Annotated in this window: 17 protein-coding genes, 1 tRNA gene and 1 pseudogene; 6 read left to right on the forward strand and 13 right to left on the reverse strand. The window is 37.8% G+C overall.

The genetic code is table 11. The features are described from left to right. Positions 1 to 209: 209 nt before the first annotated feature. Genes LPC15_RS03245 through LPC15_RS03260 form a run of 4 tightly spaced genes read left to right on the forward strand, consistent with a single transcriptional unit; the run spans position 210 to position 3,472 of the window. Positions 210 to 1,940 (forward strand): carbon starvation protein A, encoded by a 1,731-nt coding sequence (locus LPC15_RS03245; RefSeq protein ID WP_229235284.1) that lies wholly within the window; start codon positions 210 to 212, stop codon positions 1,938 to 1,940. Next, positions 1,937 to 2,176, forward strand: a complete 240-nt coding sequence (locus tag LPC15_RS03250; protein WP_229235285.1) for a hypothetical protein — start codon at positions 1,937 to 1,939, stop codon at positions 2,174 to 2,176. Before LPC15_RS03245 ends, LPC15_RS03250 begins: the two co-directional genes overlap by 4 nt. Beyond that, complete coding sequence (locus tag LPC15_RS03255; RefSeq protein ID WP_229235286.1) at positions 2,148 to 2,912, forward strand: ArsA family ATPase; 765 nt, start codon at positions 2,148 to 2,150, stop codon at positions 2,910 to 2,912. Before LPC15_RS03250 ends, LPC15_RS03255 begins: the two co-directional genes overlap by 29 nt. Next, positions 2,903 to 3,472, forward strand: coding sequence for a hypothetical protein (locus LPC15_RS03260; protein ID WP_229235287.1), 570 nt, complete (start codon positions 2,903 to 2,905; stop codon positions 3,470 to 3,472). The genes LPC15_RS03255 and LPC15_RS03260 overlap by 10 nt, the downstream gene beginning before the upstream one ends. Here the strand turns inward: LPC15_RS03260 and LPC15_RS03265 are convergent. The 13 genes and pseudogenes from LPC15_RS03265 to LPC15_RS03320 form a co-directional block, all read right to left on the reverse strand. After that, the gene (locus tag LPC15_RS03265; RefSeq protein WP_229235288.1) at positions 3,455 to 3,655 is read right to left on the reverse strand and encodes a hypothetical protein; all 201 of its coding nucleotides are present in this window, start codon (positions 3,653 to 3,655) and stop codon (positions 3,455 to 3,457) included. The two genes, LPC15_RS03260 and LPC15_RS03265, sit on opposite strands and share 18 nt — an antisense overlap. 29 nt (positions 3,656 to 3,684) lie before the next feature. Beyond that, positions 3,685 to 6,255, reverse strand: coding sequence for an ATP-binding protein (locus LPC15_RS03270; RefSeq protein WP_229235289.1), 2,571 nt, complete (start codon positions 6,253 to 6,255; stop codon positions 3,685 to 3,687). Between the two features lie 2 nt (positions 6,256 to 6,257). After that, positions 6,258 to 8,045 carry a DUF1156 domain-containing protein gene (locus LPC15_RS03275; protein WP_229235290.1) on the reverse strand — a complete coding sequence of 596 codons (1,788 nt, stop codon included), beginning with the start codon at positions 8,043 to 8,045 and terminating at the stop codon, positions 6,258 to 6,260. A 182-nt stretch (positions 8,046 to 8,227) separates the two neighbouring features. Further along, the gene (locus tag LPC15_RS03280; protein ID WP_229235291.1) at positions 8,228 to 8,935 is read right to left on the reverse strand and encodes a DUF1156 domain-containing protein; all 708 of its coding nucleotides are present in this window, start codon (positions 8,933 to 8,935) and stop codon (positions 8,228 to 8,230) included. Continuing rightward, positions 8,932 to 12,198: a helicase-related protein gene (locus LPC15_RS03285; protein WP_229235292.1), complete on the reverse strand. Its 3,267-nt coding sequence runs from the start codon at positions 12,196 to 12,198 to the stop codon at positions 8,932 to 8,934. Before LPC15_RS03285 ends, LPC15_RS03280 begins: the two co-directional genes overlap by 4 nt. A gap of 316 nt (positions 12,199 to 12,514) precedes the next feature. Continuing rightward, positions 12,515 to 12,808: pseudogene (locus LPC15_RS07030) on the reverse strand (DNA methylase); the annotation flags it as partial. Between the two features lie 278 nt (positions 12,809 to 13,086). After that, a tRNA-Arg gene (locus tag LPC15_RS03290) sits at positions 13,087 to 13,159 on the reverse strand. A 15-nt stretch (positions 13,160 to 13,174) separates the two neighbouring features. Continuing rightward, entirely contained in the window at positions 13,175 to 13,651 is a 477-nt protein-coding gene (gene sixA, locus LPC15_RS03295; RefSeq protein ID WP_229235293.1) for a phosphohistidine phosphatase SixA, read from the reverse strand. A 117-nt stretch (positions 13,652 to 13,768) separates the two neighbouring features. Next, complete coding sequence (locus LPC15_RS03300; RefSeq protein WP_229235294.1) at positions 13,769 to 14,458, reverse strand: endonuclease V; 690 nt, start codon at positions 14,456 to 14,458, stop codon at positions 13,769 to 13,771. A gap of 15 nt (positions 14,459 to 14,473) precedes the next feature. Next, a complete protein-coding gene (sepS, locus tag LPC15_RS03305; RefSeq protein WP_229235295.1) occupies positions 14,474 to 16,111 on the reverse strand; it encodes an O-phosphoserine--tRNA ligase in 1,638 nt (545 codons plus the stop codon). Between the two features lie 62 nt (positions 16,112 to 16,173). Next, entirely contained in the window at positions 16,174 to 18,117 is a 1,944-nt protein-coding gene (locus tag LPC15_RS03310) for a DUF460 domain-containing protein (RefSeq protein ID WP_229235296.1), read from the reverse strand. A gap of 43 nt (positions 18,118 to 18,160) precedes the next feature. Further along, complete coding sequence (locus LPC15_RS03315; protein ID WP_267496973.1) at positions 18,161 to 18,970, reverse strand: RIO1 family regulatory kinase/ATPase; 810 nt, start codon at positions 18,968 to 18,970, stop codon at positions 18,161 to 18,163. 106 nt (positions 18,971 to 19,076) lie between these two features. Then, positions 19,077 to 19,640: an aldolase gene (locus tag LPC15_RS03320; protein ID WP_229235298.1), complete on the reverse strand. Its 564-nt coding sequence runs from the start codon at positions 19,638 to 19,640 to the stop codon at positions 19,077 to 19,079. 139 nt (positions 19,641 to 19,779) lie between these two features. On the opposite strand from LPC15_RS03320, the gene LPC15_RS03325 reads away from it, so the two are divergent. Next, positions 19,780 to 21,669, forward strand: a complete 1,890-nt coding sequence (locus tag LPC15_RS03325) for a DNA gyrase/topoisomerase IV subunit B (protein WP_229235299.1) — start codon at positions 19,780 to 19,782, stop codon at positions 21,667 to 21,669. 12 nt (positions 21,670 to 21,681) lie between these two features. Beyond that, positions 21,682 to 24,081 carry a DNA gyrase subunit A gene (gene gyrA, locus LPC15_RS03330; protein WP_229235300.1) on the forward strand — a complete coding sequence of 800 codons (2,400 nt, stop codon included), beginning with the start codon at positions 21,682 to 21,684 and terminating at the stop codon, positions 24,079 to 24,081. Positions 24,082 to 24,092 lie beyond the last annotated feature (11 nt).

Genomic DNA, 24,092 nt, shown 5'->3' on the forward strand with positions numbered 1-24,092 from the left:
GCAGCGAAAAAGAGGATTGGTGCCTGTAAGCTTTCAGTGGTAAATGAGAGCAGGGAATAGAGGATATAATTTTCGATAGACTTTTTCTCTTCCATAGTTGAGCAAAGACATGAACAAAAGACTCTTTTCTATTTTTTCAGGGAAATTATCCAAAGATCTTTAAAATGGTTTAGATTAATTATTTATATACAAAACGGCACTTTAATTTTATGTACGGTTTTGTCATACTTCTGATCGCATCAGCCATATACCTTGCAGCCTACTTTTTCTATGGGAAAAGATTGGAGAAAAATGTGATAAAGGCTGATAAAAGCTCTCCAACTCCAGCACTAAGGATGTGTGATAACGTTGATTACTACCCTGCAAATCGCTATGTCCTTTTCGGTCATCACTTTGCAAGCATAGCTGGAACAGGGCCTATATTAGGACCGGCTATGGCGATGGGTTGGGGCTGGTTACCAGGGCTTTTATGGGTCTGGCTGGGAAATGTGTTCATAGGAGCAACCCATGACTATCTTGCTTTGATGGCAAGTGTGCGGTATGATGGAAAATCGATCCAGTGGATCTCTGGAAGAGTTATGAGCAAAAGAACATCCTATTCCTTTGGTGTGTTTGTATGGTTCACAATGGTTCTTGTAATAGCTGCTTTTACTAGCGTTGTTGCAGGGATGTTTGTTGCGACACCGCAGGCTGCAACATCAACACTTGCGCTCATACTTGTTGCCGTATTCATAGGCTTTATAATGTACAGAACAAGAATCGGTTTTAAGGTATCTACAGCGCTAGGGGTTATCCTGCTCGTAACAACAATATTCATAGGACACTATTTGCCCATCGAGCTGAGTTATAAGCAATGGAACATCATTCTCTTTTTTTACATAATACTTGCTTCAGCACTCCCTGTCTGGTGTCTTCTTCAGCCAAGAGACTATCTGAACTCTTTTCTGCTTTATGCAGGTTTAGCTTTAGGCTTTGTCTCTCTCATTTTCGCACTAAAGCCTTTTGATTTTCCATCGTTCACCATTTTCAGCGCAAATGTTGTCGGAAGTGGTGGAGGAATAGCCTCACCCTTTTTACCTGCAGTGCCCCTAGTTATAGCGTGTGGGGCTCTTTCAGGCTTTCATTCAATCGTTGGTAGCGGAACCACAAGCAAGCAGCTTGACAGCGAAATAAATGGATTGATGATAGGTTATGGGGGCATGCTCACTGAGGGTTTTCTGGCAACGGTTGTCATCTCGAGCATAGCGATATTTGGCACAGCGGTGATAGCAGCCAATGCCGGGATTGTTGAGTCCGCAGGCTATACTATTTCATCGCTTATCAGCAATCCTGTTTATCTCGGAGAGAACTATCTTGGCGTAATAAATCTGCTCGGCGGAGCACCGACATTCTTTTCAATGTCCTATGCTCTCGTTCTTGAAAACTTTGCAAGGATACCATACGAGTTCGGGATGATATTTGCCACTCTCTGGGTGAGCGCCTTTGCGATAACATCCTTAGACACGGCAACAAGGCTCGCAAGGTTCGTATGGCAGGATTTGCTTGAGCCTGTTAAGGGGTTTGATCTGCTCAAAAACAGGTGGGTAGCAGGTATAATACCTGCGTTCTTTGGAGTGGCTCTTTCTTACACAGGAAGCTATTCCCAGCTGTGGCCAGCTTTTGCAGGGATGAACCAGCTCCTTGCGAGCATAGCTCTAATGACCTCTGCAGTTTGGGTGGCGAAATACCTTAAGGCTGAGAGAAAATATGTGTACCTTATAGTCGGACCAGCGATATTTCTATGGTTTTTAGTCACTGCAGCAATTGTATGGTATCTTCTTTATGTTAGGCCTATTACCTGGGGTGTAGTGATAATACTCTCTATAGGTCTGGCTCTCAATTTTGTTCTGCTTTACGATTTCCAAAACAGGATGAAGCTGCCGGGAGAAGCAACAGGATGAATTTTTTTAAATTTCTACCTAAACTCCTGCAAGAAAATGCTACAAACGTGGTTAGTTTTGAACTGGAGGAGCTGGAAAACCTCTTTGCCCTAATGCTCTTTGGTAACTTTGTTGGCATTCCTTTAACCCCGGTGTCTCTCTCTCTGGAGCTCCTCCCTTATCTAGGAAAGGAGATAGAGGTTATGAATAAAAGAACATTTGAGCTCGATGATATGCTCTGCAGGATCGGGGTTTGATGGAGCCAACATGATACACATCTTCATAGGAAAAGGCGGAGTCGGAAAGAGCACTCTGGCTTGTGCTCTCGCTCTTTCCAGAGAAAAAGTAAAACTTTTTTCAGTAGATCCCATGTCCAATCTGAAAGATATTCTGGGAGAGAATACGGGCATAGACATAGAAGAATTGAACGTTGATAGTGCTGTAGAGGAATACCTTAAAAAAGCTTACAATTATCTCAACGCATTGAGCATGGATTCTTTGGTAGATACCATAGAGTTTACCCCGGGGATAGAAGAGCATGTGATGCTTGTTGAGATTGAAAGAGTAATTGATGGGGAGGTTATTCTAGATATGCCCCCTGCGGGTTTAGCGCTAAGAGTTTTAGAACTGCCTTCTGCAGAGGAAGGGTGGCTTGAAGCTCTCATAGCGCTCAGAGAGAAGATTGTTGAAAGAAGAAGAGCTTTAAGTAAGATATCAGGTTTTCAGGAAGAAGATAAAGTCCTTGAGAGATTAAAGCTTATGCGGGATAGAACTTCTGAGCTGAAGAGGAAACTTCAAAGCAGCATTGTTTATGTTGTTACAACAAAGGAGTCTCTTGCCGAGATGGAAGCCAGTAGAATAGAAAACTCATTGAAAAGACTTGGTTTTAAGTACAAAAGGGTATATAACATGTGTGAAGGTGGCATACCAAAGCTCCCTTTTGAGCCAAAGGGAGAAAAACTGCGAATGTTAGAGGTTGAAAAGTGGATGTAGAACTTATTTTTCTAATAATCCTTCTAAGCGCTATAGCAATGTACCAGTTTTTCAAAGGAAGAAAGCTCAACCTCGGGATCATGAGCAGGGTATCAAATGATCTTGAAGAGAGCTTAAAACCTTTAGATAAAGAATACACCTGGCTTGGAGGTTACGTCGGTTTTAAAGCTAAGTATAAGCTAAGTAATGCAGATGTTGAAGCGACACTGACCCTTCTTCCAAGGCATGCTTTACTATACTTTCCCATAAGCCTCCTTGTTAATAAAGCAGACAGGCTTTACATCGTGGTTAAGGGCAGAATGGAGATCAATGAGCTTCACATTTTCGGGAAATGGAGAATGCTGAGCCGAAATGAGAAGAAAGAATTGAAAGGATTGAAGCTGGAAGAGAGGGGCGGTTTTTCATTTGCTGGGGATGCAGATGAAGCGGTAAAGATAATCAGGATGCTCGATAATAAAGTGCTATTCCATCTGTATGCTAAAAAGGATTATCTCTACATCTTTATGGATCCAAAAGGAAGAATAGAGCTTAACGCACTTCTTTCAGCGCTCTTGCATTAGTCTCTTATCGTCTTTCGTCAAAGCGATGAACGAGAAGATAATGGAGGATGTTGTAACCATAAACACCGTTACACTAATCCAGAACCAAACAGCAGGCATCTGGTTTACAGGACTAGATCTGCTTTGCTCATCTTTGCTTTCCCACTCAAATGCCTCTCTAACAAAACTATCATGCTCTGGCATCACAGATGTTTAATAAAATTTTCTAAGGTTTAGCCTTCATCAACATCAACAACATTAAAGCGCTCCACCTCTGCGCCGATCTGATTAAGCGTTTCTTTGATCTTCAGATTGATGGTATTCTCATCAATCTCTCCTTCCGCTTCAACCTCTATTGTGATGCGCAATTGATCACCTTGAAGCGGCTGAATCACTCCGCGGAATATATTTGACCAGAAATTCCACGGCAACGGCACTTTTGCCCTTATGGCTAACTTTTTCCTTTTTACCTGTTTGCCTGTGACTTCCCCTCTTTCCGGTGGCGCTGGTGGTTGTGGTATTTCTCTATCAAGAACTAGTGGTCTTTCTATATCTTGATCTTCCCTTTTCTTCTCTTTTTTCTGCTCAGCGATCTCCGGGCGCAATACTATGGATTCCATGGTTGGAGAGCAATCTTCCCCAAAGTAAATTGATCCGTCTTCTAAGCCAAATTTCTTTCCTTTAACTCCTGTTTTTATAGCATCAAGAAATATCTCTTTGTTTTCAGGTATTGAAAGCCCCGGTGTTCTGAGGAATAGGTTATAGATATTCTCAACCCGCTTTTCACCTTCCCCCTCGCCAAAAGCTTTGTTAAAAATATATTGTGGAGATATCTCCCTTAGTATTCTTCCTTCCTGTAAAAGATAGTTTTTTACTCTTTCAGAAATACTGGAAGAGAGTCCTATTGTGGGGGTTCCGAGATCCTTCCATACCTTCTCTGGTAGAGCTAAATGTCTATATGCAGAGATAACTTCAAAATTGATATTGCTTTTTGCAGCTTCGATTCTTTCTTTTAGATCTTTTTTATCCTGTGGTGCAAGAGACTGGGAAAGGTCAGGATCTTTTTCTATGCTCTTAAGGGCAAGCCAGTTTTTTATAGCCATAGAGAGAGACTCATGGCTATCCATCCCGATAAGGAATAGTGTGTTTCTGTTTGCCCTGAAACCAGAACCTGCTTTATCAAAAAACTCTAAATTCTCTTTATCAAATTCCGGGGGTAAAATAGCCAGTTTTAGATTCTGATCATCTGGTATATCTGCATGGCTCTTTGGCCAGAGATAACATTGCAGATCACTTCCAGCCCCGTTCTGAATTGCTTTTCTCGTCTCTTCAACAGTTTTTTCTGAAGTTATGGTCTGCTCTCTTTCCACGATGACACGGTTGAGATTGGGTTGAGTTGTAAATCTGTATACGCCATCTGTATGGAGGTACCACAGCTCATCTTTGAGCTTGTTCACAGCATCTCCCACAATAGTGGGGGGTATTCCTTCCCGGAGAATGGCAACCCTGATCTCTGGTAGTGTTATTCCGCTCTTTCCGGAGGAAGTGAAAGAATAGAGAAAGATCGTTGTTGCAATGTTTTTAGCTATTCCGTATTTTTCATATTCACTTCCCATCTCTTTATCAATTCTCTGGGATTTTGCGCTTCTTCCAGCGATATCAGAATCTATGACGCTGTTGTATTCGCTTCCTATGTGCTTGATAAAATTCGAGCGTATCTTTGTATTTTCGAGATTGACAAGAGAGGGATAGATCAGTGGCGAGGGCAACCTTTGTTTATATAGATCATGGACTACCCATGCAAGTAGTGCCATAACCCCTCTAGTTCTCTGAAACGTAGAGTATGAGCCCCATCTTTCATAGAGGAGATCTATCAGCTCGGGATGGAAAGGATATGCATGTTCTATCTTATCTCTGTAAGCTACTTCCTTTACTTTCGGGGGCACATCAGCTCCCATTTTTTGATACATCTCAAAATGGCTCTGGGCAACATTTTTTATGGTGCTTTCATCCCCCACATAATCAAATAAACGTTTTCTTATTATCTCATAGAGTTCCATACCTTTAACAGGCTCATAGATAGTCTCAACTCTACCAAATATCTTCTGAAGCTCGTTTAGAGCTCTCTCTCCTCTTTCCCCATAGGGAGCACTGGATGGCAGGGTGCAGACCAGGCAGCACCTGCCTCTAGCCCTTACAACTTCTGTCAGCTCCTGGGAGAATGCAGATACCTGATCCGCAAAATCTTTAGCTTTTACAGCATACTCAACAAGTTCATCAATGAGAATTAGAAGAGGTTCATCACCCAGAACCTTGCTTAAAACATCTTTGCCCGGACTTATTCTCTTATCATCATGCTCCTTTACAAAATCATACCTGCCGAGCTGATATGCCATCTCACCCCAAGGTGTTCTTCCTTTTAGTGGATCCTGTTTTGTTCCGACGAATACAACAACCTTGGCGCTGGTCTTTGGAAGATTTGGGTAGAGGTAGTCTATTTTATCCCCGTTCTTTATCCAATGATACAAAGCGAGAAGAGCATGCGTCTTACCCCCTCCAAATGGGGTTTTCAACTGTATGACAGGATTGCCACCGTTTCCTGCCAGTATGGATAGAACATCCTCTAAAAGGTTCTTCAAACCCTGAGTAAGATAGGTTCTACTAAAGAATGTTACAGCATCCGTGTACTCTAAAGGAGCTTTTCCATCTACAACATCCCCGAGATCCGCAGCGAATATATCCTCCCTTATGTTTCCTTCCCTTATCTCCTTACTGGGCGTTACTACTTCCCACCAGCTCTGCATTTTTATTCCTCCTCAATTAATTTCTTTTGATACTTATCTATTTTTCCTGTGCTAATAATATTGTCTTTCCCAAACATAAAAACTTGAAGCATCTGTTTCTCCTTATCTCCATCGGGAAGGACATCTGATAAAGCTTGTGCAAACTGCCAGAAATCGTTGTTGTTTATATATCTCTTTTCTTCCAGCAGTTTTTTTATAGAGCCTCTATCGTTTCTTTTCTGGTAGTATAAACAAGAGTGCAGGACATCTATCATACTCCTCTCCTTGCCATGTTCTCTATCATCTGCATTTAAAACCGAGACGAGACTTCCACTCTTTTTTATCAATTTAGAGTCGTCTATAGAGATTCCAACCGCTTGAGCAAGTTTCCTCGCATCGTCATAATCAACCTTCGCCTGACCATAGTTCAAGCGGTATATGATGTAAAACCTTGTTTCCGCATCTACACTCTCTATATGCATCTTTAAAACCGTTCCTAATGCGTAATCTACCACTATCTTTCTCACTAATTCAAGGAGGTCTTTTGCGGATACTTTCTCTCCTGTAGGCTTTTCAACATTTTCATACTTACCAAAAACCTCTATTGCAGACCCTATGGCAGATATGAAAAAGTCCGCTCCTTTTATGTTTTCATTCCAGAACTGATCAAGTTTTTCCTTCACTCTCTGCTCGATCTCAGGCTTGATCTCGTTGAAGTAGGCTGTCTCCTTTTTTACACGTTCGCGACAGATCATATATATGGATGAAGCTAAAGAAGCGGTTTCTTGTGCCCTCAACCTCTCCTTCATTTCCGTATGCACAGGCCAGGAAGCTGTGAGGTATAAGCCTGATACGACAAGAGCGTTTATAATAGTTTCCCATGCCTCTGTTGACTTATGAGCAAAGACAATGCACGCAATACCTTCAGGTTTTAGAACCCTGTAGATCTCTTGAAATGCTTTAGTGATCATATCTTCGAAGAATCTTTTCGCTTTTGTGCTACCTCCATGCCTAACAGGGTTTGAGACTATTTCTTCTGTTTTTGGCGTTAAGGGTGTGGTGAATAGATCAGGATACAAATCGCCAATTGTTCTTTTAAGCCAGACATAGAAGAAGTCTGAAAGTTCAGCGTAGTTCACATTGTCGTAATATGGTGGGTCTGTGATCACCGCATCAAAGTAGTTGTCAGGGTAGGATAAAGAAATTGCGGAGGATTGAAAGACATATGAAAATCCATTCCCTTGCAACTCAACAGATGAGGTTTGGGTAAGAAACTCTATAACTTTAAGTAGTGATTCAATAGCTGTTCTGTAGCCTGTGGTCTCATAAATCGGAGCTATTTCTGGGAATTCCCATGTCATTCGTAATGCTCCTCTTCCAAAAGTATTAACGAACATCTCAATAGATGGATGGTATGTGGATATTGTATTATTTCTATCAGCAACTTTACTAATCCCCAGCCCTAAATAACTCACCACAACCTTCACATACTCCTTATCGTATCCTTCTTCCAGCATCTTCTTATATGCAAGCCGAACCTTCTCCACAAAAGTAATCAATGCCAACTTCTGACGGGAATTGAATAGATCTCCCCATTTTGTCATTCCATAAAGCCACATAGTTCTCGGTTTAACAGAATTTGGATCGATTTCCTCATCTGGAACAGGATCAAAACCCCAATTATCCATCAACTTCGCTCTTTTCTTCTCTAAATATGCTTCCGCTTCTTTAAAGATTTCTAAATCCTTGTCTGTTGCTAATCTGTAGGTTTTACCTTTTTTATCTGGATGGTGCAAAACAACAGCAATCATCCTCTGCCCTGCTTTTCCTTCCTGAAACTGTTTCCTATTATCTTTATCACTTATACCACTTCCACAGCATGGACAGACAACTTTAGCCCTTGCAGTAGTTCCTTCTTTAGGATCAAAATCTATATCTTTTCCTTCTTTAATCTCAAAATCTATTTTATTACCTTTCGGAATGATCTTATATGCTATCTTCTTCTTATCTTTTTAGCCAACCATGTCTGTCTTACCAAAGGTATCTCAGCACCACATTCAGGGTTCTGGCATCTGATAGTTCTTGCCCAGATATAACCGACTGGTATCGAGCCATCTTCATCTTGAGGATAAAATTTGCCAATCTCTTTCTTTGCTTCTTCCAAAACCCAGTATCCCCATCTTTTAACATCTTGCAATAGTGGATTTGTCGTCATCTCACCAAAATAGCTATTTTCTTCTTTGTGTCCATACTTTTGTGGATATTCTAATGTGCATTTTTCTATAAGCACAGCAACAGGGTTTAAATCACTTGCGTATGTCTCACAGCCCAGCCTTAAAGCCTCTAACGGTATAGCACCACCACCAGAAAAAGGATCTAAGACCTTCGGTGGTTTGCCATTGTTTGCTTTTAAGATGTCTTCCCTTGCTCGTTCAATGAGATTTTTGTTTAAAGAGTTCTCCCATTTTGAAAGTTCGCTTATAGACTGCGATCTCTTCATCCTCTCTTCTTCATCCTTCGGTTCGGGTGTGAGTGCTGCATATACCGAAGCTCTCGAAGATGCTAAAGGACGACGTGCCCACCATATATGTAATGTAGAGATGTGCCCATGCCTTATGTTTTTCTCTCTCTCAGATTCATCACTCACTAATCTTATTGGAAAATCTACCTCTATAAATCTTTTGTTTGCACTATTATTCATTCTGCCACCTCTGCTTTATCTTTCCAGTCCTTGACTATATACCTCACGATGCTGACCTCTTCATCAGGCTTCAGACGCGATGCTGGATCCTGCATTATGTAGAGCTCTGGTTCTGTAGCAGCATTTGCAATCACATATAACCAGTACTCCTTACCAAACCTCTGAGCCATCATCCATTCATTTGGCGTCAGCACTATGCTGCCCTCTCCTGCTCTCGCCTTTACCTCTATGTATCTGAACTCTTTTTTATCCGATGATCGGACATCATAACCAAGATTTTCAGAAGAGACATCTTCAGGTATCCTTCCGTTCTTTCTTTCATACTCCATAACTTTCTCCATGCCTATCCGCTCTATCTCTTCATTTCTTACCATTTCTCCCTTACCAGGCTCAACTCTGATAACCCCGAGAACAACTGGCTCTGAAGGAAAAATATGCAGCTCCATCTCTATCTCCCTTTTCAGATTCTCTCTCTTTCTTTGAAGATCCTCCTTCTTTCTGCGCTCATTCTCTATTACAGCCTCCGGTATGTTCTCACCCTTGTTTCTTCTGTCATAATATTCTACCAGTTTTCCCTCAGATTCAGAGATCATAGATTCTAATGAGCGCAAACCATATTTTCTCTTTATCTCCGCATTTCTTTCTCTCTCTTGGAGTATCTCTTTTTTGTATTTATCTATGCCTTTCAGCAGAAAAGATATAGCCCCCTCCTTATTCAGCGTCTCAGAAGGTGTCTCCTGCTGATGCTGAGGCTTGAGATCCCATAGGATAGAGGGGTTTACATAAGAGAAATTGTTTTTACTATCCTCGTATACTGCAAACAACCTTTTACCAGCGATTTCGTTCTTTCCATCCTTTACCTGTACATCCATAAACCATATGTACCCATCCAACCTACCATCAGGATCAATGAACGATGCATACCTGTTTGAATATCTTTTCTCTATCTCTTCCATGACCGCTTCTAGTAGAGGATGACCGAGAAAAACAAACTCCGCATTAGAGGCTTTATCCTTGTCGAATGAGATTCTTTGATATTTTGTATAAACCTCCCCAAATCTCTGTTTAAATTCGTATGTGACGTTACGGATCTCAAACGGTACGGATAATATCTGCCAGGCATCTCCTCTCTTTTCTATCTGTATCCCTAGTTTTCTTGCAGCCCTGACGAAAAATTCTTCTACATACTCAGGTGCAAGCCTGTTTTCCTTAGCTCTTCTTTGATCCGAGAGTATCCTTGAGAGATCTATGTGCTTGGTGGCTAAAGACTCCAATACCGCCTCTTTTACCCTCTTAATTGCATCCTCATCAGGTATAGTCTCTATATCTTTTAAGATGTCGTTGATAGTCCTCGGATTTGCTATAGCCTTCATTATCAGATCCTTCAAGCTCACATCCTTAAGAATGTCGTTTATTACATCGAACACCCTATCATTTCCAAGCTGTCTCTTTATCGCTAAGAGTTTTGCAAATAATCTGTTAAGAATACTGCCCTCTATTGTGTTGTTGGCAACCATGTTGTAGATGTGTACTTCATGTTTCTGCCCATACCTATGTATTCTTCCCATCCTCTGTTCTAAACGATTTGGATTCCATGGTATATCGTAGTTAACCATGAGCCAGCAGTTTCTCTGGAGGTTTATACCTTCGCCGCCAGCCTCTGTGGATACCATAACCTGCACATTACCGTAATTAAATTCGTGCTCTGCTTTTATTCTCTCATCCATATTCATTCCGCCATGTATGGAAGCAACAGAATACCCCCACTCTTCAAGTTTTTTAACAAGGTATTCAAGTGTGTCTTTAAACTCTGTGAAGATAAGGATTTTTGCTCCTCTGGTTTCTTCCATAACCCTTTTCAGCTCATTCAGCTTTGTCTCTACTCCTTTATTCTCTACAGCTCTGGCATGGTTTATCAGCATCTCTATGGTATCAATTTCCTCTTTTAGCTCCTCTATGGTCTCTGAAGATGTCAATTTTTCGAGCAACTCCCCCTCAAGATCCCACCTCTCGCTCTCTTCAAGATCTTCAAGGTAGTCCTCATCATACTCAATATCCTTCTGGGTCATTCCCTGTTCATAGATATCGGTCAAGCGTTTGTGTCTTCGTTCTAATGATCTTCTTATAGCATAAACGCTGGATGCTAAACGGCGTTGGAGGATCATCATCGCAAAGGTGACATTTCTCTTATCTTTACCAAGAGCTTTATTGAACTGATTGCCTACATATCTTGTCACCTCGTTGTAAAGGTCTACTTCATCGGATGACATGTTGTACGCTAGAGTTTGTACATCCCTAGGGGGAAAGAGCGGCCTGCCATCAAAATCGTTCAGATCTTCTTTAAGCCTTCTCAGCACGAGGGGATTTTCCTTGTTCTGTACCGATTCTTCCAGTATCTTTTCATTTGCAAATAGACCCGGCTCCAAGAGATCAAGAAGCAGACGGAAGTTTTCAGGATCTCCTCTATGTGGTGTTGCTGTGAGAAAGAGAAGGTGGTTTGATATGCCCGAAAGAGCTTCACCCAGGAAGTAGCGCTTCGTCTTATCGGTTTTATTTCCATATCTGTAAGCAGACATCTTGTGTGCTTCATCTACTATGCAGAGATCCCATCTGCTGGAGTTTAATGCCTCTCTTACATCTTCCTGTTTTGCAAAGTCCATAGAGATTATAACATTGTTCATTTCGGTAAATATGTTCTGCCCCCATGAAGCATTCATAGTGCCACGATCAACCACCAGAAATCTTTCTGAAAACTTCTCTTTCAGTTCTCTGCGCCATTGATCCTTGAGATGACCAGGGGCAACTATCAGTGTTCTTTCTACAAGTCCACGGTATTTGAGCTCTTTGAGCAGGAGCCCTGCCATTATCGTTTTTCCTGCACCGGGATCATCTGCGAGAAGAAATCTTATCCTCGGATTCTTGAGTATGTGATAATAAACCGCATCTATCTGATGTGGCAGAGGATCTATTTGAGATACATTTACAGCACAAAGAGGATCAAACTGGAAATTATTTCTTATCCTCTTTGCTTCAAGAAAGAGAAAGATCTCTTCGCCATCCCCGGGGCTGAAATCTTCTTTCCTAACTTTTATCTCTTCGATCTCCTCTTTTGTGAGGATGGGGGAATAAAATTTCTCTGTATCGCAACCAACAGCATTTATCACAACGCGATCATCCAAATACCTTACAGATATAACCTTTAGTTTTTCTGGCCAGGATCCTTCCAATATGTCCCCCTCTTTTATCTCAAACATAATTATCATTCTTTCATCTCTATCTGTTGATAAATAATTTTCTCAAAATACAGTAATTCCGAATGTAGATAGGGTGTTTCTAATGAGCTGTTCTATATTTAAACCAGCCTCTGACATTTAGTTCAGGTAAATCGTTCCTAACTAAGATAGATTTACATCTAAGAAAGAAATTATTCTCATTCAGGCGCTTCGCAGGCTCGTTTCTGTGTGGCAGGTTCAGGAAGGAAGAGAACAGAAGTTGTGTTAAAGAGAGGTAGCAAAAAGGCATAAAATAGAAACCCTGGAGATCTTTGTTATGCCTAATCATGTCCACTGGAGGATGTCACAACTTGTAGATTTCCTGAAAAGCTTTAGTGATCATATCCTCGAAGAATTTCTTATCTTTATTTGAATATCTAACAGGATCCCATCCTACCATCTCTGTTATTTCTTCTGCTTTCGGCGTCATTGGTGTTGCAAAAAGTTCTGGATATAAATCTCCTATCGTTCTTTTCAGCCAGACATAAAAGAAGTCTGAAAGATAACTATAAGGTACATTGTCGTAATACGGCGGATCTGTAATGACCGCATCAAAGTAGTTGTCGGGATAAGGTAAAGAAGTGGCTGAACACGAGAAGATAGATTATTTAATAAAGGATAAACTGTCGAGATGTACGGTTGAGAAGAATATGATAGAAAAGCATTTTGGATAAACTCATAAGAGACAATAAGGTCATGAAAGAGGATAATTATTTTAAATCAGTATGAACCTGATTTTTATGTCTTATGCTCAACCTAAATATAAACTATCTTTTTTTACTGCTGTAAGACAAATTGTTTAAAGATAAAAAGGTAAACCTTGATTTAAAAATGAATTAAGACGATAAGAAGTTTTGATATTGATAGAATAGATAAAAACGGGCTCGCCGGGATTTGAACCCGGGTTGTCGGATCCGGAATCCGAAAGGATAGTCCGCTACCTCACGAGCCCATTATTGATATACAATCATAATAATTCAGGTGTTATCATCCAGTCGAGATACCACTCATCCTTATCATCTCGTTCTAAACAGACAACCGAACATGTTTTAAACTTTATCAAGAAGGAATTCGGTGTTTTAGTAAGCATTAAACAGAGAAGATTGGCTAAATGCGGCATATGCCCGATTATCATAGTATCTTCTTTTATATCGCGTTTTAGCTTATCAACATATATAAACGGATCAAAAGACGGGCCAAGAGTTTTATCTTCCACCAACTCTGAAGATAAATTCTTGTTTATTATCTCTGCAGTCTCTTTAGCACGCATTATCCCGCTATGAAATATCCTATGTGGGGTTATATCTTGTTTTTTCAAAAATTTTGCCAATTTTTCAGCATCTTTTCTTCCTTTTTTCGATAATGGTCGAGCTGGGTCTTCATAATCCTTTTTTGCTTTTGCATGTCTGACTAAATAAAGTTTCAAGTTATTTGATTTGATCATTCTATTGATCCCTTCTTTGATTCTTTGAAAACAAAATGTTCTTCACTCTTGTACAGCACAAGACTGGACTATGCTTTATCATTCACCAGGAGGTGCTACGAATCTTCGATTCGTAACTCACAAATCTTTGATTTGTGATGCAGGAACGTAGTTCTGCTTGATAGACAATCTTATACTCTTCGCAAAATTATGCGCTTCTTGGATCGGTATCGGTAATTTATGTTTAGATATAAGGTTTTTCGTGATTTCAAAAGCAGAATCAACAGATATTAGGTTACCTGGTGTTATATAAATGGGATTGGACCTTTTGTTAGGTTTATACGCGTAACCTATCACTTTATCATTTAAAATAATTGGTTTACTCTCGCCTACATCCGTTGGCTTGGTACAAAATCCATAAAACATCTTTTTAGTCACGCCTATCGTTGGTCTTTTTAATATGACCCCGATATGGCTTGCCAACCCTATCCCCATCGGATGGTTTATCCCTCCGCCATCTATCAAGATGACATCCGGTTTTGTCATCAATTTACGGATCGTATTTAACATATTCTTTCCCTCCCGATAGAAGAGAAATCCAGGTATGTATGGAAAATCTATATCATCGATAAGATATATCTTTTCCAAGACATCTCTACTCAGGTAATCGACCAAGACTGCAGCAGTGATTATCTTACCTTGAGAATCATCCTTATTGAGATAAGAAGAATCAATCCCTGCAACACGATCTATATGGCTAAACCGATCCTCAAGTATTATATTACTGCTTAAACGCCGTTGTTCGTCCAATAATCGTTCCAGATCCATTCTCTATTTTTGATATTAGGACTTATTAAAATCTGCCAATTTAAACTCTACCGTCGTAAAGAAGGGGCCTCTTATATCTATCTTCTTTTTTTTGCCTGTCAAATATCTCAAGATATGATCTTTTATAGCAATATTGATCTCCCCAGGGGTTTTGACCATTCTTACCTTGACCTGCCGTATCTCATCATCTTTGATACCGTTACAGATCACCAAGTCTTCTATTATAGATGCTGCTAATTGAGAAAAAGCATCCATAAACGATATATTCGTATCCACCGCACCTTTGAACATATTATAAAATCTTTCATCTTCTGGAACAGCAAAGATATTTCCGTCTTTAACGAATATCTTGTTTTTATAGGCGGGACCACATAGCTTGGTCTTTTCTTCCGGTTCGACGATATCAACAACTATATCTTTCCCGTAAATCTTCCCTCTCCATACAGAAAAACGGCAAGGGCTCTCAATTTCTCCATTTTTTTCACATGCGTCCCTTATAGCTAATGCCAATCTCAATCCATTCATACTTTTAGGCGTCTTTTTTACATATATGCCTTTAGAAATCTCTAAATCGGTTAATTCTTCTTGATAAAATTGGGGATACACCATCTTTCTCATATCTTCCTGGCAGTACAGTATCATAGCAAGCCGTTCCACACCAAGACCCAAATTCATCACAGGATACGATATATCATATTGCACGAGTGCTGTGGGAGAATAAACGCCAAAAGTTGCCACTTCTACCCAACCGTCATTATACTTCGTATTACAACCTACTAGAGCTGGATGATAAGCAAAAACCTCTGTCTGTGTTCCGGGTACGTAGTATTTGCTCCTTTTATCATCCAACCTAAACTTGAAATTTTTAAACCCAAATTGTAGTAACAACGACTCTGATACAGCCATCCCGTCATCCACCGTTACGTCTTCATCCATTATTACACATGATGCAGAATAATACGATTGGAGCCGTGTGGCATCTTCTTTCTGTTCTTTTCTAAAACATCTGTCTATAGAGAATAATTTAATTGGCAAATCTTTTTTATTCAATAAAGAACCAAGTGTGATAAACCAGCCTGACGTCATATGGCTCCTAAGCATGTTTGTTGAGGCTACAGGATTCAATTCTTTGAATTCAGGAAAGACTTCAGATAAGATCTTTGTCCCATAGATATCCTCCACAGAGAGCCTTTTAGATATATCTGCAATAAGATCATCTCCATCTATCTTCCCTTTCTTATATAAATGAAGAGTCTCTTTTATCGCAATTTTTTCATCATCGTTTAATTCTCTTCCAATAATAGATTCTATCCTTTTTATCTGATTCTTAGATACTCCAATATTCGGTCTAGGTAATCCTGCAAGGTAAAAACACCTATCTAAGACCGCAAGCGACTCTGGCCCAAATTGTTTTTTTACATCGTTCTCTTCGACTATAATAGGATTTATAGTCTCCTCAAATCCCATTCTTAAATAAGCAGACCTTAAATTGTTAATCATCTCAAAAACAGGATGCGGTTTGCCATAAGAATATGTCATACGAGGATATTTTTTGTTTATATCCTTTATACTTAGTATCTCAGATCCTTTCAGCCAAGCTGCCTCAAAATCCTTATCTGCCTCTTTATTATATCTTGAAACATCAAATCTCATCTAATACATCCCTTTGAAAACACAATCCAGCTTTACGCTGTTGCAAATCGAAGGTTTTCCATCTAATATATGTCTCCTCTTTCTCTCTTATACTTTTTGATCATCTTTACGATATCTTCCATCTTTCTCTCCTTCAATCTATCATGGTTTCTCTTAATCCATACATCAATCAACCAATCCATCTTATTTTTATCGATTATACCAAACTCTTGAACGTGCATTAATTCTTGATCTATCTTTATATTAACCTCTGAATCATTAAAAAGAGGAATATCTCTCTCATAAAATCTCTCTTTTGCCAGATGTGACATTTCAGATCCAACTATTACCGCCTTTATACCGAAATCTATCAAGAAATCTGCTGTGGATCCTCCACCACCCGTTGCATCCTTAAGATAGATTATATCACCTTTTTTAATACCGATCTTTGCGTTAAATTTTACGATCGCCTCTTTTTTAAAGACATCGATTACCTTTACTGGATAAAAATCTCCCGACGATTCAAGAATTTTTATCTTTCTAAATTGGTCTATTTGTCTAGAATACTCTTTAATTTTATTTTTAAGTCTTATTATCTCCCTTCCTTGTCTCTTTATCTCATTATCTCTTATTTTTATCTCTTTTTCCTTTTTTAGTTCTCTTCTCTCCTTTTTCTTAAACAAATGGATATAATTTTCTAATTTTTTAATCTCTATATCTTTCTCTTCTAACGATCTCTTAAGATACTCATTATCTTCTTTTATCTTATTGATCTGTAGGTTAATCTGATCATTATTTTGTTTTTTTACATCTTTTTGTTTTTTTACATCTTTATTTTTATTTTTTGTATTGTTATCAATGTCTTCTTTATTAACATCTTTAAATGGAGAAGATATTGCAGATTTAAGCGATATTCCTTTCAGAACGGCAGCTTTAACCTCGTCAGAATCTGCCCATACAGGTATCTCTTTATCTATCTTTTCAAATCTATTTTTAAATTTCCTATATGCATCCAATGCTGCAAAGAGTGCGTCTCTCTCGTGAACATTACTAAAATCGTATCCTTTTGTTAGGTTTATCTTCTCTTCGGTCGTAGTATCTTTGGTGGAATATACGATATTGTTAAACGCCCTTTTTATTTTTTCCACAGTATCAGGTATCGGATAGACGTCTGTAGATATCACGATTGGTCTTCCTCTTTCTCTAATAAATTTTATAATATTTGTAACAGATGCATTTCTGAAGCTAGATACGTTTACAACCCTTCCTTCAAAGTCGAGTAATGCGATTGCTGCTGTAGTCCCAGGATCTATTCCTACTATCAGATTCTGTTTTCTGTTTGAATATTTTGAAAAATCTAGCAAATCTTTGGTTATGGGAGAAAGATTTACCTGAACATCTGCACTCCTTTCGGAAGAGATTCCTATGTTTGTTATATTATCTTCTACCAAGAAGAGACCGCTTATATAACCACCATAACCTTCTTTTATAGTAAGAGAATATTCAACCCCCTTCTTATCCAGATAATCTTTAATCTCATTAACCTTTAATTTTACCATTCCATGAACCTTTCTTCTATACCTATTCTGGCTCCATCCACCCTTCCCAAGACTTCTAGATCTGCTTACACGTATTCTTGTTCTATCACTTATATAAGAGACCTCATAACCAACGCCTCTGTATGCCAATAGTGCACATACTGTAGCAGATTCTAAAGGGCTTTTTTTGTTGAATGATATATTATAGTCTGACGCTATTTTACTAAGTTTTTGATTGTTTGTTACCTGGATAAGTTTTGTTTCGTAAGGTAACTCTTTTAAAAATGTTAAAAGATGATTTTTATCTCTCACTAATTCATATATATTATCTACTGCCAAGATACTCGGTCGTCTTTGTTTGATCAGCCGAAAAAGTTTAAATCTACTTATCTCTTCATATTCTTCTACATTCTTACCTGGTTCTAATATTGCCAAAGAATACTTTCCTTGTTCTTTTTTAGATCTCGGCGATCCTTTTAAGATATCCACCCCAAATATTAGGTCTTTTTTTATTAGACCACCCTCTATGACACTAATCTTTAATCTTTTTTAAAACATCATTAATCTCTTTATTAAGAGAATATTTACGTATAAAATAATATACAATCTTTTTTATATCTCTCGTAAGTATTTTATCTGCCATATCTTCTTTTGAATAGATAAACTGAGGCCAGTCTATAAGGACTACTCTATCCCCATCGATCAGTATATTATACTCGCTCAAATCACCATGAACTATACCACAATGATAACTCTTTCTAATCTCATTTATAATACCCTCAAAAAACCATTCAGGATCTTCTAAATAGGTATATTTGAGCATCGTCCCATCTATCTTCTCTAAAACAATAAAATGTCTATTTGTTGCAATTGGTTTCGGAACTGATACGGAAGAATATAATCGGCTTAATGCCTCTTTCTCTCTTAAAGCAGATTTTGTAGATATATTAAACCAGTTTCTCTTATACATATTAGGTCGATTATTCAATACTTTTTTGAAAGAGAATCCTTCGCGATGAATCTTCAATATGTAAGTTTTATCATTAAAAGCTAGTATTTCATAAATATCTGACTCTTTTCCATATCCTATCTGGTCGCCTATCGATCTTATGATCTTTTTCTTATACATCGCGTTTAATGCTAGTATATCAAAACCATAATAGCTCAACGTATATTTTACTCCGTTCGACCTGATTAAGTCAAATTTTGCCAATTTTTTGATATGATAATCCGTTTTTTTTAAACTACTATGAGAAAACGCCGCAATATCTTCCAAAAAAGTCTTTCCAAACTCTATCCCCTGTAAAACCTTGAAATCCCCCTCATTTAATTGCTGATGAATATATGCAACCTCTTTAAGACTTTTTACCTTTTAACACCTCAATATAAAATATATCTAATTTAGATATAAAATTTGTTGATATAAAGATAACTAGTCGTTAAGATCATCACAAAATCGGTATATCTTTTCTGTTTTTTGCGATGTCCAGGTAATATTTGATCTTGCAGATATGTTCTATAGATGATAAGACGAAATACGCCTCCTTAACATTTGATCCTGTACCTATAGTACCATGTCCCTTTATTATCACTCCTAAATGATCTTTTAAAAATTTTGCTGCATTTTTTGCCAGTTCTTTCGATCCTACTCCACCTTTAATTATCGGTATTTCACTCAAAAAATATTCAGTCTCGCAACTATCAGATACGATATATTCGTCGTTCAGCATAGATTCGACTACTGCAAAGACCGAGTGTCCATGTAAAATTGCAGAAGCAGAAGTATTTTTATAGATCTCTCTGTGAACAGGCAATTCAGATGATGCAATCGAGTCAAGGCTGCTCTCCTTATATATAGAGACTTTTACAATCTTTCCTTCTAACTCATCCAGCATACTACCCGTACTGCTTATCAATAGATAATCTCCAATTCGTCTGCTTACATTACCGAAATGTGAATGAACGAGGCCGTTTGCCACAATTTTTTTTCCGTATTTAATGAGTTCATCCATAGCAGAGATTGGAATTTTTTATCATTTATAGTTTTTTTAAAATACAATATACAAATAATACAATACAAATATATATAAAGGAGCGTACCGTATATCATATAATTCCAAAAAGCCAATAAACAGGCATAGGTAAGAATATATGGATTATAATTCGGATACTATTTTAATTTTAGATGGAATAGAAGCTATAAGAAAACGTCCTGGAATGTATATTGGGGATACAGGATCGAAGGGATTACATCAACTATTCTTTGAAGTGTTAGAGAACAGTATAGACGAAGTGATGGAGGGCTACTGTAAGAATATAGAAATTATATTGAAAGATGACTCGATAACAGTAAAAGATGACGGCAGAGGTATTCCTGTTGATATAAAAAAAGAGTTCGGTAAATCTGCGTTAGAATTAGTCTTTACCAAACTTCATTCGGGAGGAAAGTTTAATAGCAATATATACAAAGTTACGGGCGGGCTTCATGGAGTAGGTCTATCTTGTGTCAATGCACTCTCTGAATGGCTTGTTGTAAGAGTAAAAAAGAATAATAAGATTTATGAGATGAGATTTGAGGCGGGTCACCCTGTTACACCATTACAAATCTTCGATTTACAAGATACTCAATTCGTAACAGGCGAGACAGGAACAGAGATAAGTTTCAAACCTGATCCGCTCATTCTAGAAGATACTACTTTTGACTCGGATTATATCGTTAAGAGATTGAGATCGCTTGCATTCTTAAACAACAACGTTAAAATTTTGTTTATAGATAAAGTAAATAATAAAAGATTTGAATTTTACTATGAGCATGGATTGAAAGATTATATAGATTATTTAAATGAGAACAAGACACCAATCCATCCTCCAATCTTAATAAGTAATAAAAATGGAGATGTAGGAGTAGATATCGTTATCCAATACACAGATACTTATTCTGAATCGATATATTCCTTTGCCAACAATATATTTACTTCAGAAGGAGGTACTCACGTAACAGGATTTAGATCCGGCTTGACAAAGGCAATAAATGATTATTTTAAGACTAAACAGGCAGATAATAATTTTAGCGGAGATGATGTGAGAGAAGGAATCACAGCGATCTTAAATATAAAATTACCAAATCCTGTATTTGAAGGACAGACAAAAAACAAGTTGATGAATACTAATATTAAGAGTATAATCGAATCTGCAACTTATTCTGGATTGGAAAAATTTTTAGAGGAAAATCCAAAGGTTGCAGAAAAGATACTCTTAAAGATAGATAATGCTAGAAAGGCAAGAGAGGCTGCTCAGAGAAGTAGGGATATTACACGAAAAAAGAGCTCTTTTGGAAGTGTGCTACCAGGAAAACTGGCAGATTGTAGTGGTAGAGGGATAGATAGAGAATATAGAGAATTGTTTATAGTAGAGGGAGATTCTGCAGGAGGAAGCGCAAAACAGGCCAGAGATAAGAATTTTCAGGCTATACTCCCTTTGAAAGGTAAGATAATCAACGTGGAAAAGAGCCGTATAGATAAAATCTTGAAGAACGATGAGATTCAAGCATTAATCTCAGCAATTGGATGCGGAATTGGTAACGATTTAGATTTGGATAGATTAAGATATGGTAAGATCATAATAACGACCGATGCGGATGTTGATGGCGCTCATATCAGAACCTTACTTTTAACATTTTTCTTTAGATATATGACCCCCCTTATCAAGGAAGGAAGGATTTATTCTGCTATGCCTCCTTTATATAAAATTACCAATGGTAAAAAGGAGTATTATGCATATACAGATGATACGTTTAAACAGATAGTCAAAGAGATAGGAGATAAGGATTTAAAGATACAGAGGTACAAAGGTCTTGGAGAGATGAACCCTGAACAATTATGGCAGACAACGATTAACCCTGAATCAAGAACTCTTATGAAGATAAATATGGATGATGCAGAAGAGGCGGATAAGATATTTACCATGCTTATGGGCGAGAAAGTAGAACCAAGAAGAGAGTTTATTCAGATGAATGCGGATAAAGTCAATCTGGATGTTTAATGGAGGCTCTTTATGGAAAGATTATTAGAAAAAGATATCACTGAAGAGGTAAAATCGTCTTATTTAGATTACGCGATGAGCGTAATAGTATCAAGGGCTATACCTGATATAAAGGATGGATTAAAACCTGTACAACGTCGTATTTTATATGCAATGTACGAAACAGGTATCACGCATAATAAGCCTTATAAAAAATCAGCTCGAGTAGTGGGGGATGTTTTAGGCAAATATCATCCTCACGGAGATCTATCGGTCTATGATGCTCTCGTAAGGCTTGCACAGGATTTCTCGATGAGGTATCCTCTCGTTGAGGGGCATGGAAATTTTGGATCGATAGATGGAGACCCGCCTGCTGCTATGAGATACACAGAGGTTCGTCTGAACAAGATTGCAGAAGAGATGCTCGAAGATATAGAGAAAGATACTGTGGATTTTGTCTCAAATTTTGATGGAAGTTTGAGAGAACCGTTGTTTTTACCGAGTAAAATACCAAATTTGTTGATAAACGGTGCATCAGGTATTGCAGTAGGAATGGCAACGAACATACCTCCGCATAATCTATCTGAGATAGTTGATGGTATTCTTAAATATATAGATAATCCTGATATATCGATCGAAGAGTTAAACGAGATCATTAAAGCACCAGATTTTCCAACTGGAGGTATTGTCAGTATAAGAGAGGTTTTAAATGCTTATAGATCAGGTAAAGGAACCATCCGGATTAGAGGTAAAGTAAAGATAGAGGATAAAAACACGATTATAATAGAAGAGATACCTTATCAGGTAAACAAATCGATGCTGGTCGAGAAAATAGCGGATTTGGCAAAAAAAGAGAGGATAAAAGGTATAAAGAATATATTGGATGAGTCCGATAGAAAGGGAATGAGGATCTCTATAGAGGTCTCTAATAGCATAGATAAAGATTATGTGATACACCAGTTATATAAAAATACTCCGTTAGAGTCCTCGTTCGGCATAAACAACATGGTTCTTCTCGATGGAAGACCCCGACTTCTAAATTTAAAAGAGTTTATCGCCGAATTCGTCAAACATAGAGTGAATATAGTGGTAAGAAGGGCTAGTTATGAGTTAAACAATGCCAAAGAACGTATCCATATATTGGAAGGTTTGTTAGTCGCTTTAAACGACATAGATTCTGTTATTCAGATAATAAAAGGATCTAAAAATATAACAGAGGCAAGAGAAAATCTGTTTAATAGATATAGACTTTCAAAAAAGCAGGTTAATGCAATATTGGATACAAAGTTGCAGAGATTGGTATCGTTAGAGAAGAAAAGTATAGAAGATGAATATACTTCTCTTCTTGCAAGGATTGATGAATTAAACAACATTATTTTGGATAAACAGAAACAATACAACCTAATAAAGGATGAATTACAGAAGGTTAAAGAAGATTATGGCGATGAACGAAGAACAAGGATTGTAAAAGATTTTGAAAAGATAGAAGAGGAGGTATTGCTTCCTGATATCGATTATCTGGTTCTATTAAATAATGATGATTACATAAAAAAAATACCGATCGATAAGTTTAAAACTCAGAAACGGGGTGGCAGAGGTATATCATCGATTAACAATAGCAATATATCAAGTCTCAAACTAATTCGTATAGCAAATAATAGAGATAAATTGCTTTTTTTTACAAATAAAGGAAAAGTATACTCGTTAGATGTTTCTACGATACCTGAAAACGAGCGGACGGCTAAAGGACGGTTTATTAAAAATTTTATAGATCTGGAGAAAGATGAAAAGATCGTATTTATAATAGATTATCAAGATAGCAACGGATCATTGATCATTGCTACAAAGAATGGTTTGGTTAAAAAGACTGATCTCAAGCTATTCGAAAAAATAAAGGCAAATGGTAAGATAGCTATAAGATTAAACGATGATGACAAGATTGTTGGCGTTAAAAAATGCAAAAACGATGATGACATACTTTTAATCACAAAAAAAGGTCTATTGTCCAGATTTAAAGAGAGAGAGGTTAGAAAAACTGGTAGAAATACAATGGGTGTTATTGGAATGAGGTTTAAAGATAAAGATGACGAAGTAGTCGATCTAGATACTATAGACACAGAGATTGAAGATGTCTTAATCATCACTGAGGATGGGATCGGTAAACGAGTATCTGTAAATAAATTCTCTGTCAGGCATAAAGGGACAAAAGGGGTAATAGCTATAAAAATAAAGGATGGTAATTATGTTAAAAACATTTTAGGAGTGAATGATAGATATACTCTACTGACTGGTAGCAAAAACGGATTTATTTTTAGAATAAATGCCTTAAAAATATCAAAACAAGGAAGAACAGCAAGAGGAGTCAATATTATGAGATTAAAAGATGACTCTATAGTTTGTATCGATAAATTGTCAATTGATACTATAAAATAATATTTGATAGC

Source organism: Candidatus Methanoliparum sp. LAM-1, from assembly GCF_020885915.1.
GTDB lineage: Archaea > Halobacteriota > Methanoliparia > Methanoliparales > Methanoliparaceae > Methanoliparum > Methanoliparum thermophilum.

Excerpts from the sequence above, each read along its gene's own strand:
- LPC15_RS03245 (WP_229235284.1), top strand. The coding sequence starts at position 210 with ATGTACGGTTTTGTCATACTTCTGATCGCATCAGCCATATACCTTGCA.
- LPC15_RS03250 (WP_229235285.1), top strand. The coding sequence starts at position 1,937 with ATGAATTTTTTTAAATTTCTACCTAAACTCCTGCAAGAAAATGCTACA.
- LPC15_RS03255 (WP_229235286.1), top strand. The coding sequence starts at position 2,148 with ATGATATGCTCTGCAGGATCGGGGTTTGATGGAGCCAACATGATACAC.
- LPC15_RS03265 (WP_229235288.1), bottom strand. The coding sequence starts at position 3,655 with ATGCCAGAGCATGATAGTTTTGTTAGAGAGGCATTTGAGTGGGAAAGC.
- LPC15_RS03270 (WP_229235289.1), bottom strand. The coding sequence starts at position 6,255 with ATGCAGAGCTGGTGGGAAGTAGTAACGCCCAGTAAGGAGATAAGGGAA.
- LPC15_RS03275 (WP_229235290.1), bottom strand. The coding sequence starts at position 8,045 with ATGATTGCTGTTGTTTTGCACCATCCAGATAAAAAAGGTAAAACCTAC.
- LPC15_RS03280 (WP_229235291.1), bottom strand. The coding sequence starts at position 8,935 with ATGAATAATAGTGCAAACAAAAGATTTATAGAGGTAGATTTTCCAATA.
- LPC15_RS03285 (WP_229235292.1), bottom strand. The coding sequence starts at position 12,198 with ATGATAATTATGTTTGAGATAAAAGAGGGGGACATATTGGAAGGATCC.
- sixA (WP_229235293.1), bottom strand. The coding sequence starts at position 13,651 with ATGATCAAATCAAATAACTTGAAACTTTATTTAGTCAGACATGCAAAA.
- LPC15_RS03300 (WP_229235294.1), bottom strand. The coding sequence starts at position 14,458 with ATGGATCTGGAACGATTATTGGACGAACAACGGCGTTTAAGCAGTAAT.
- sepS (WP_229235295.1), bottom strand. The coding sequence starts at position 16,111 with ATGAGATTTGATGTTTCAAGATATAATAAAGAGGCAGATAAGGATTTT.
- LPC15_RS03320 (WP_229235298.1), bottom strand. The coding sequence starts at position 19,640 with ATGGATGAACTCATTAAATACGGAAAAAAAATTGTGGCAAACGGCCTC.
- LPC15_RS03325 (WP_229235299.1), top strand. The coding sequence starts at position 19,780 with ATGGATTATAATTCGGATACTATTTTAATTTTAGATGGAATAGAAGCT.
- gyrA (WP_229235300.1), top strand. The coding sequence starts at position 21,682 with ATGGAAAGATTATTAGAAAAAGATATCACTGAAGAGGTAAAATCGTCT.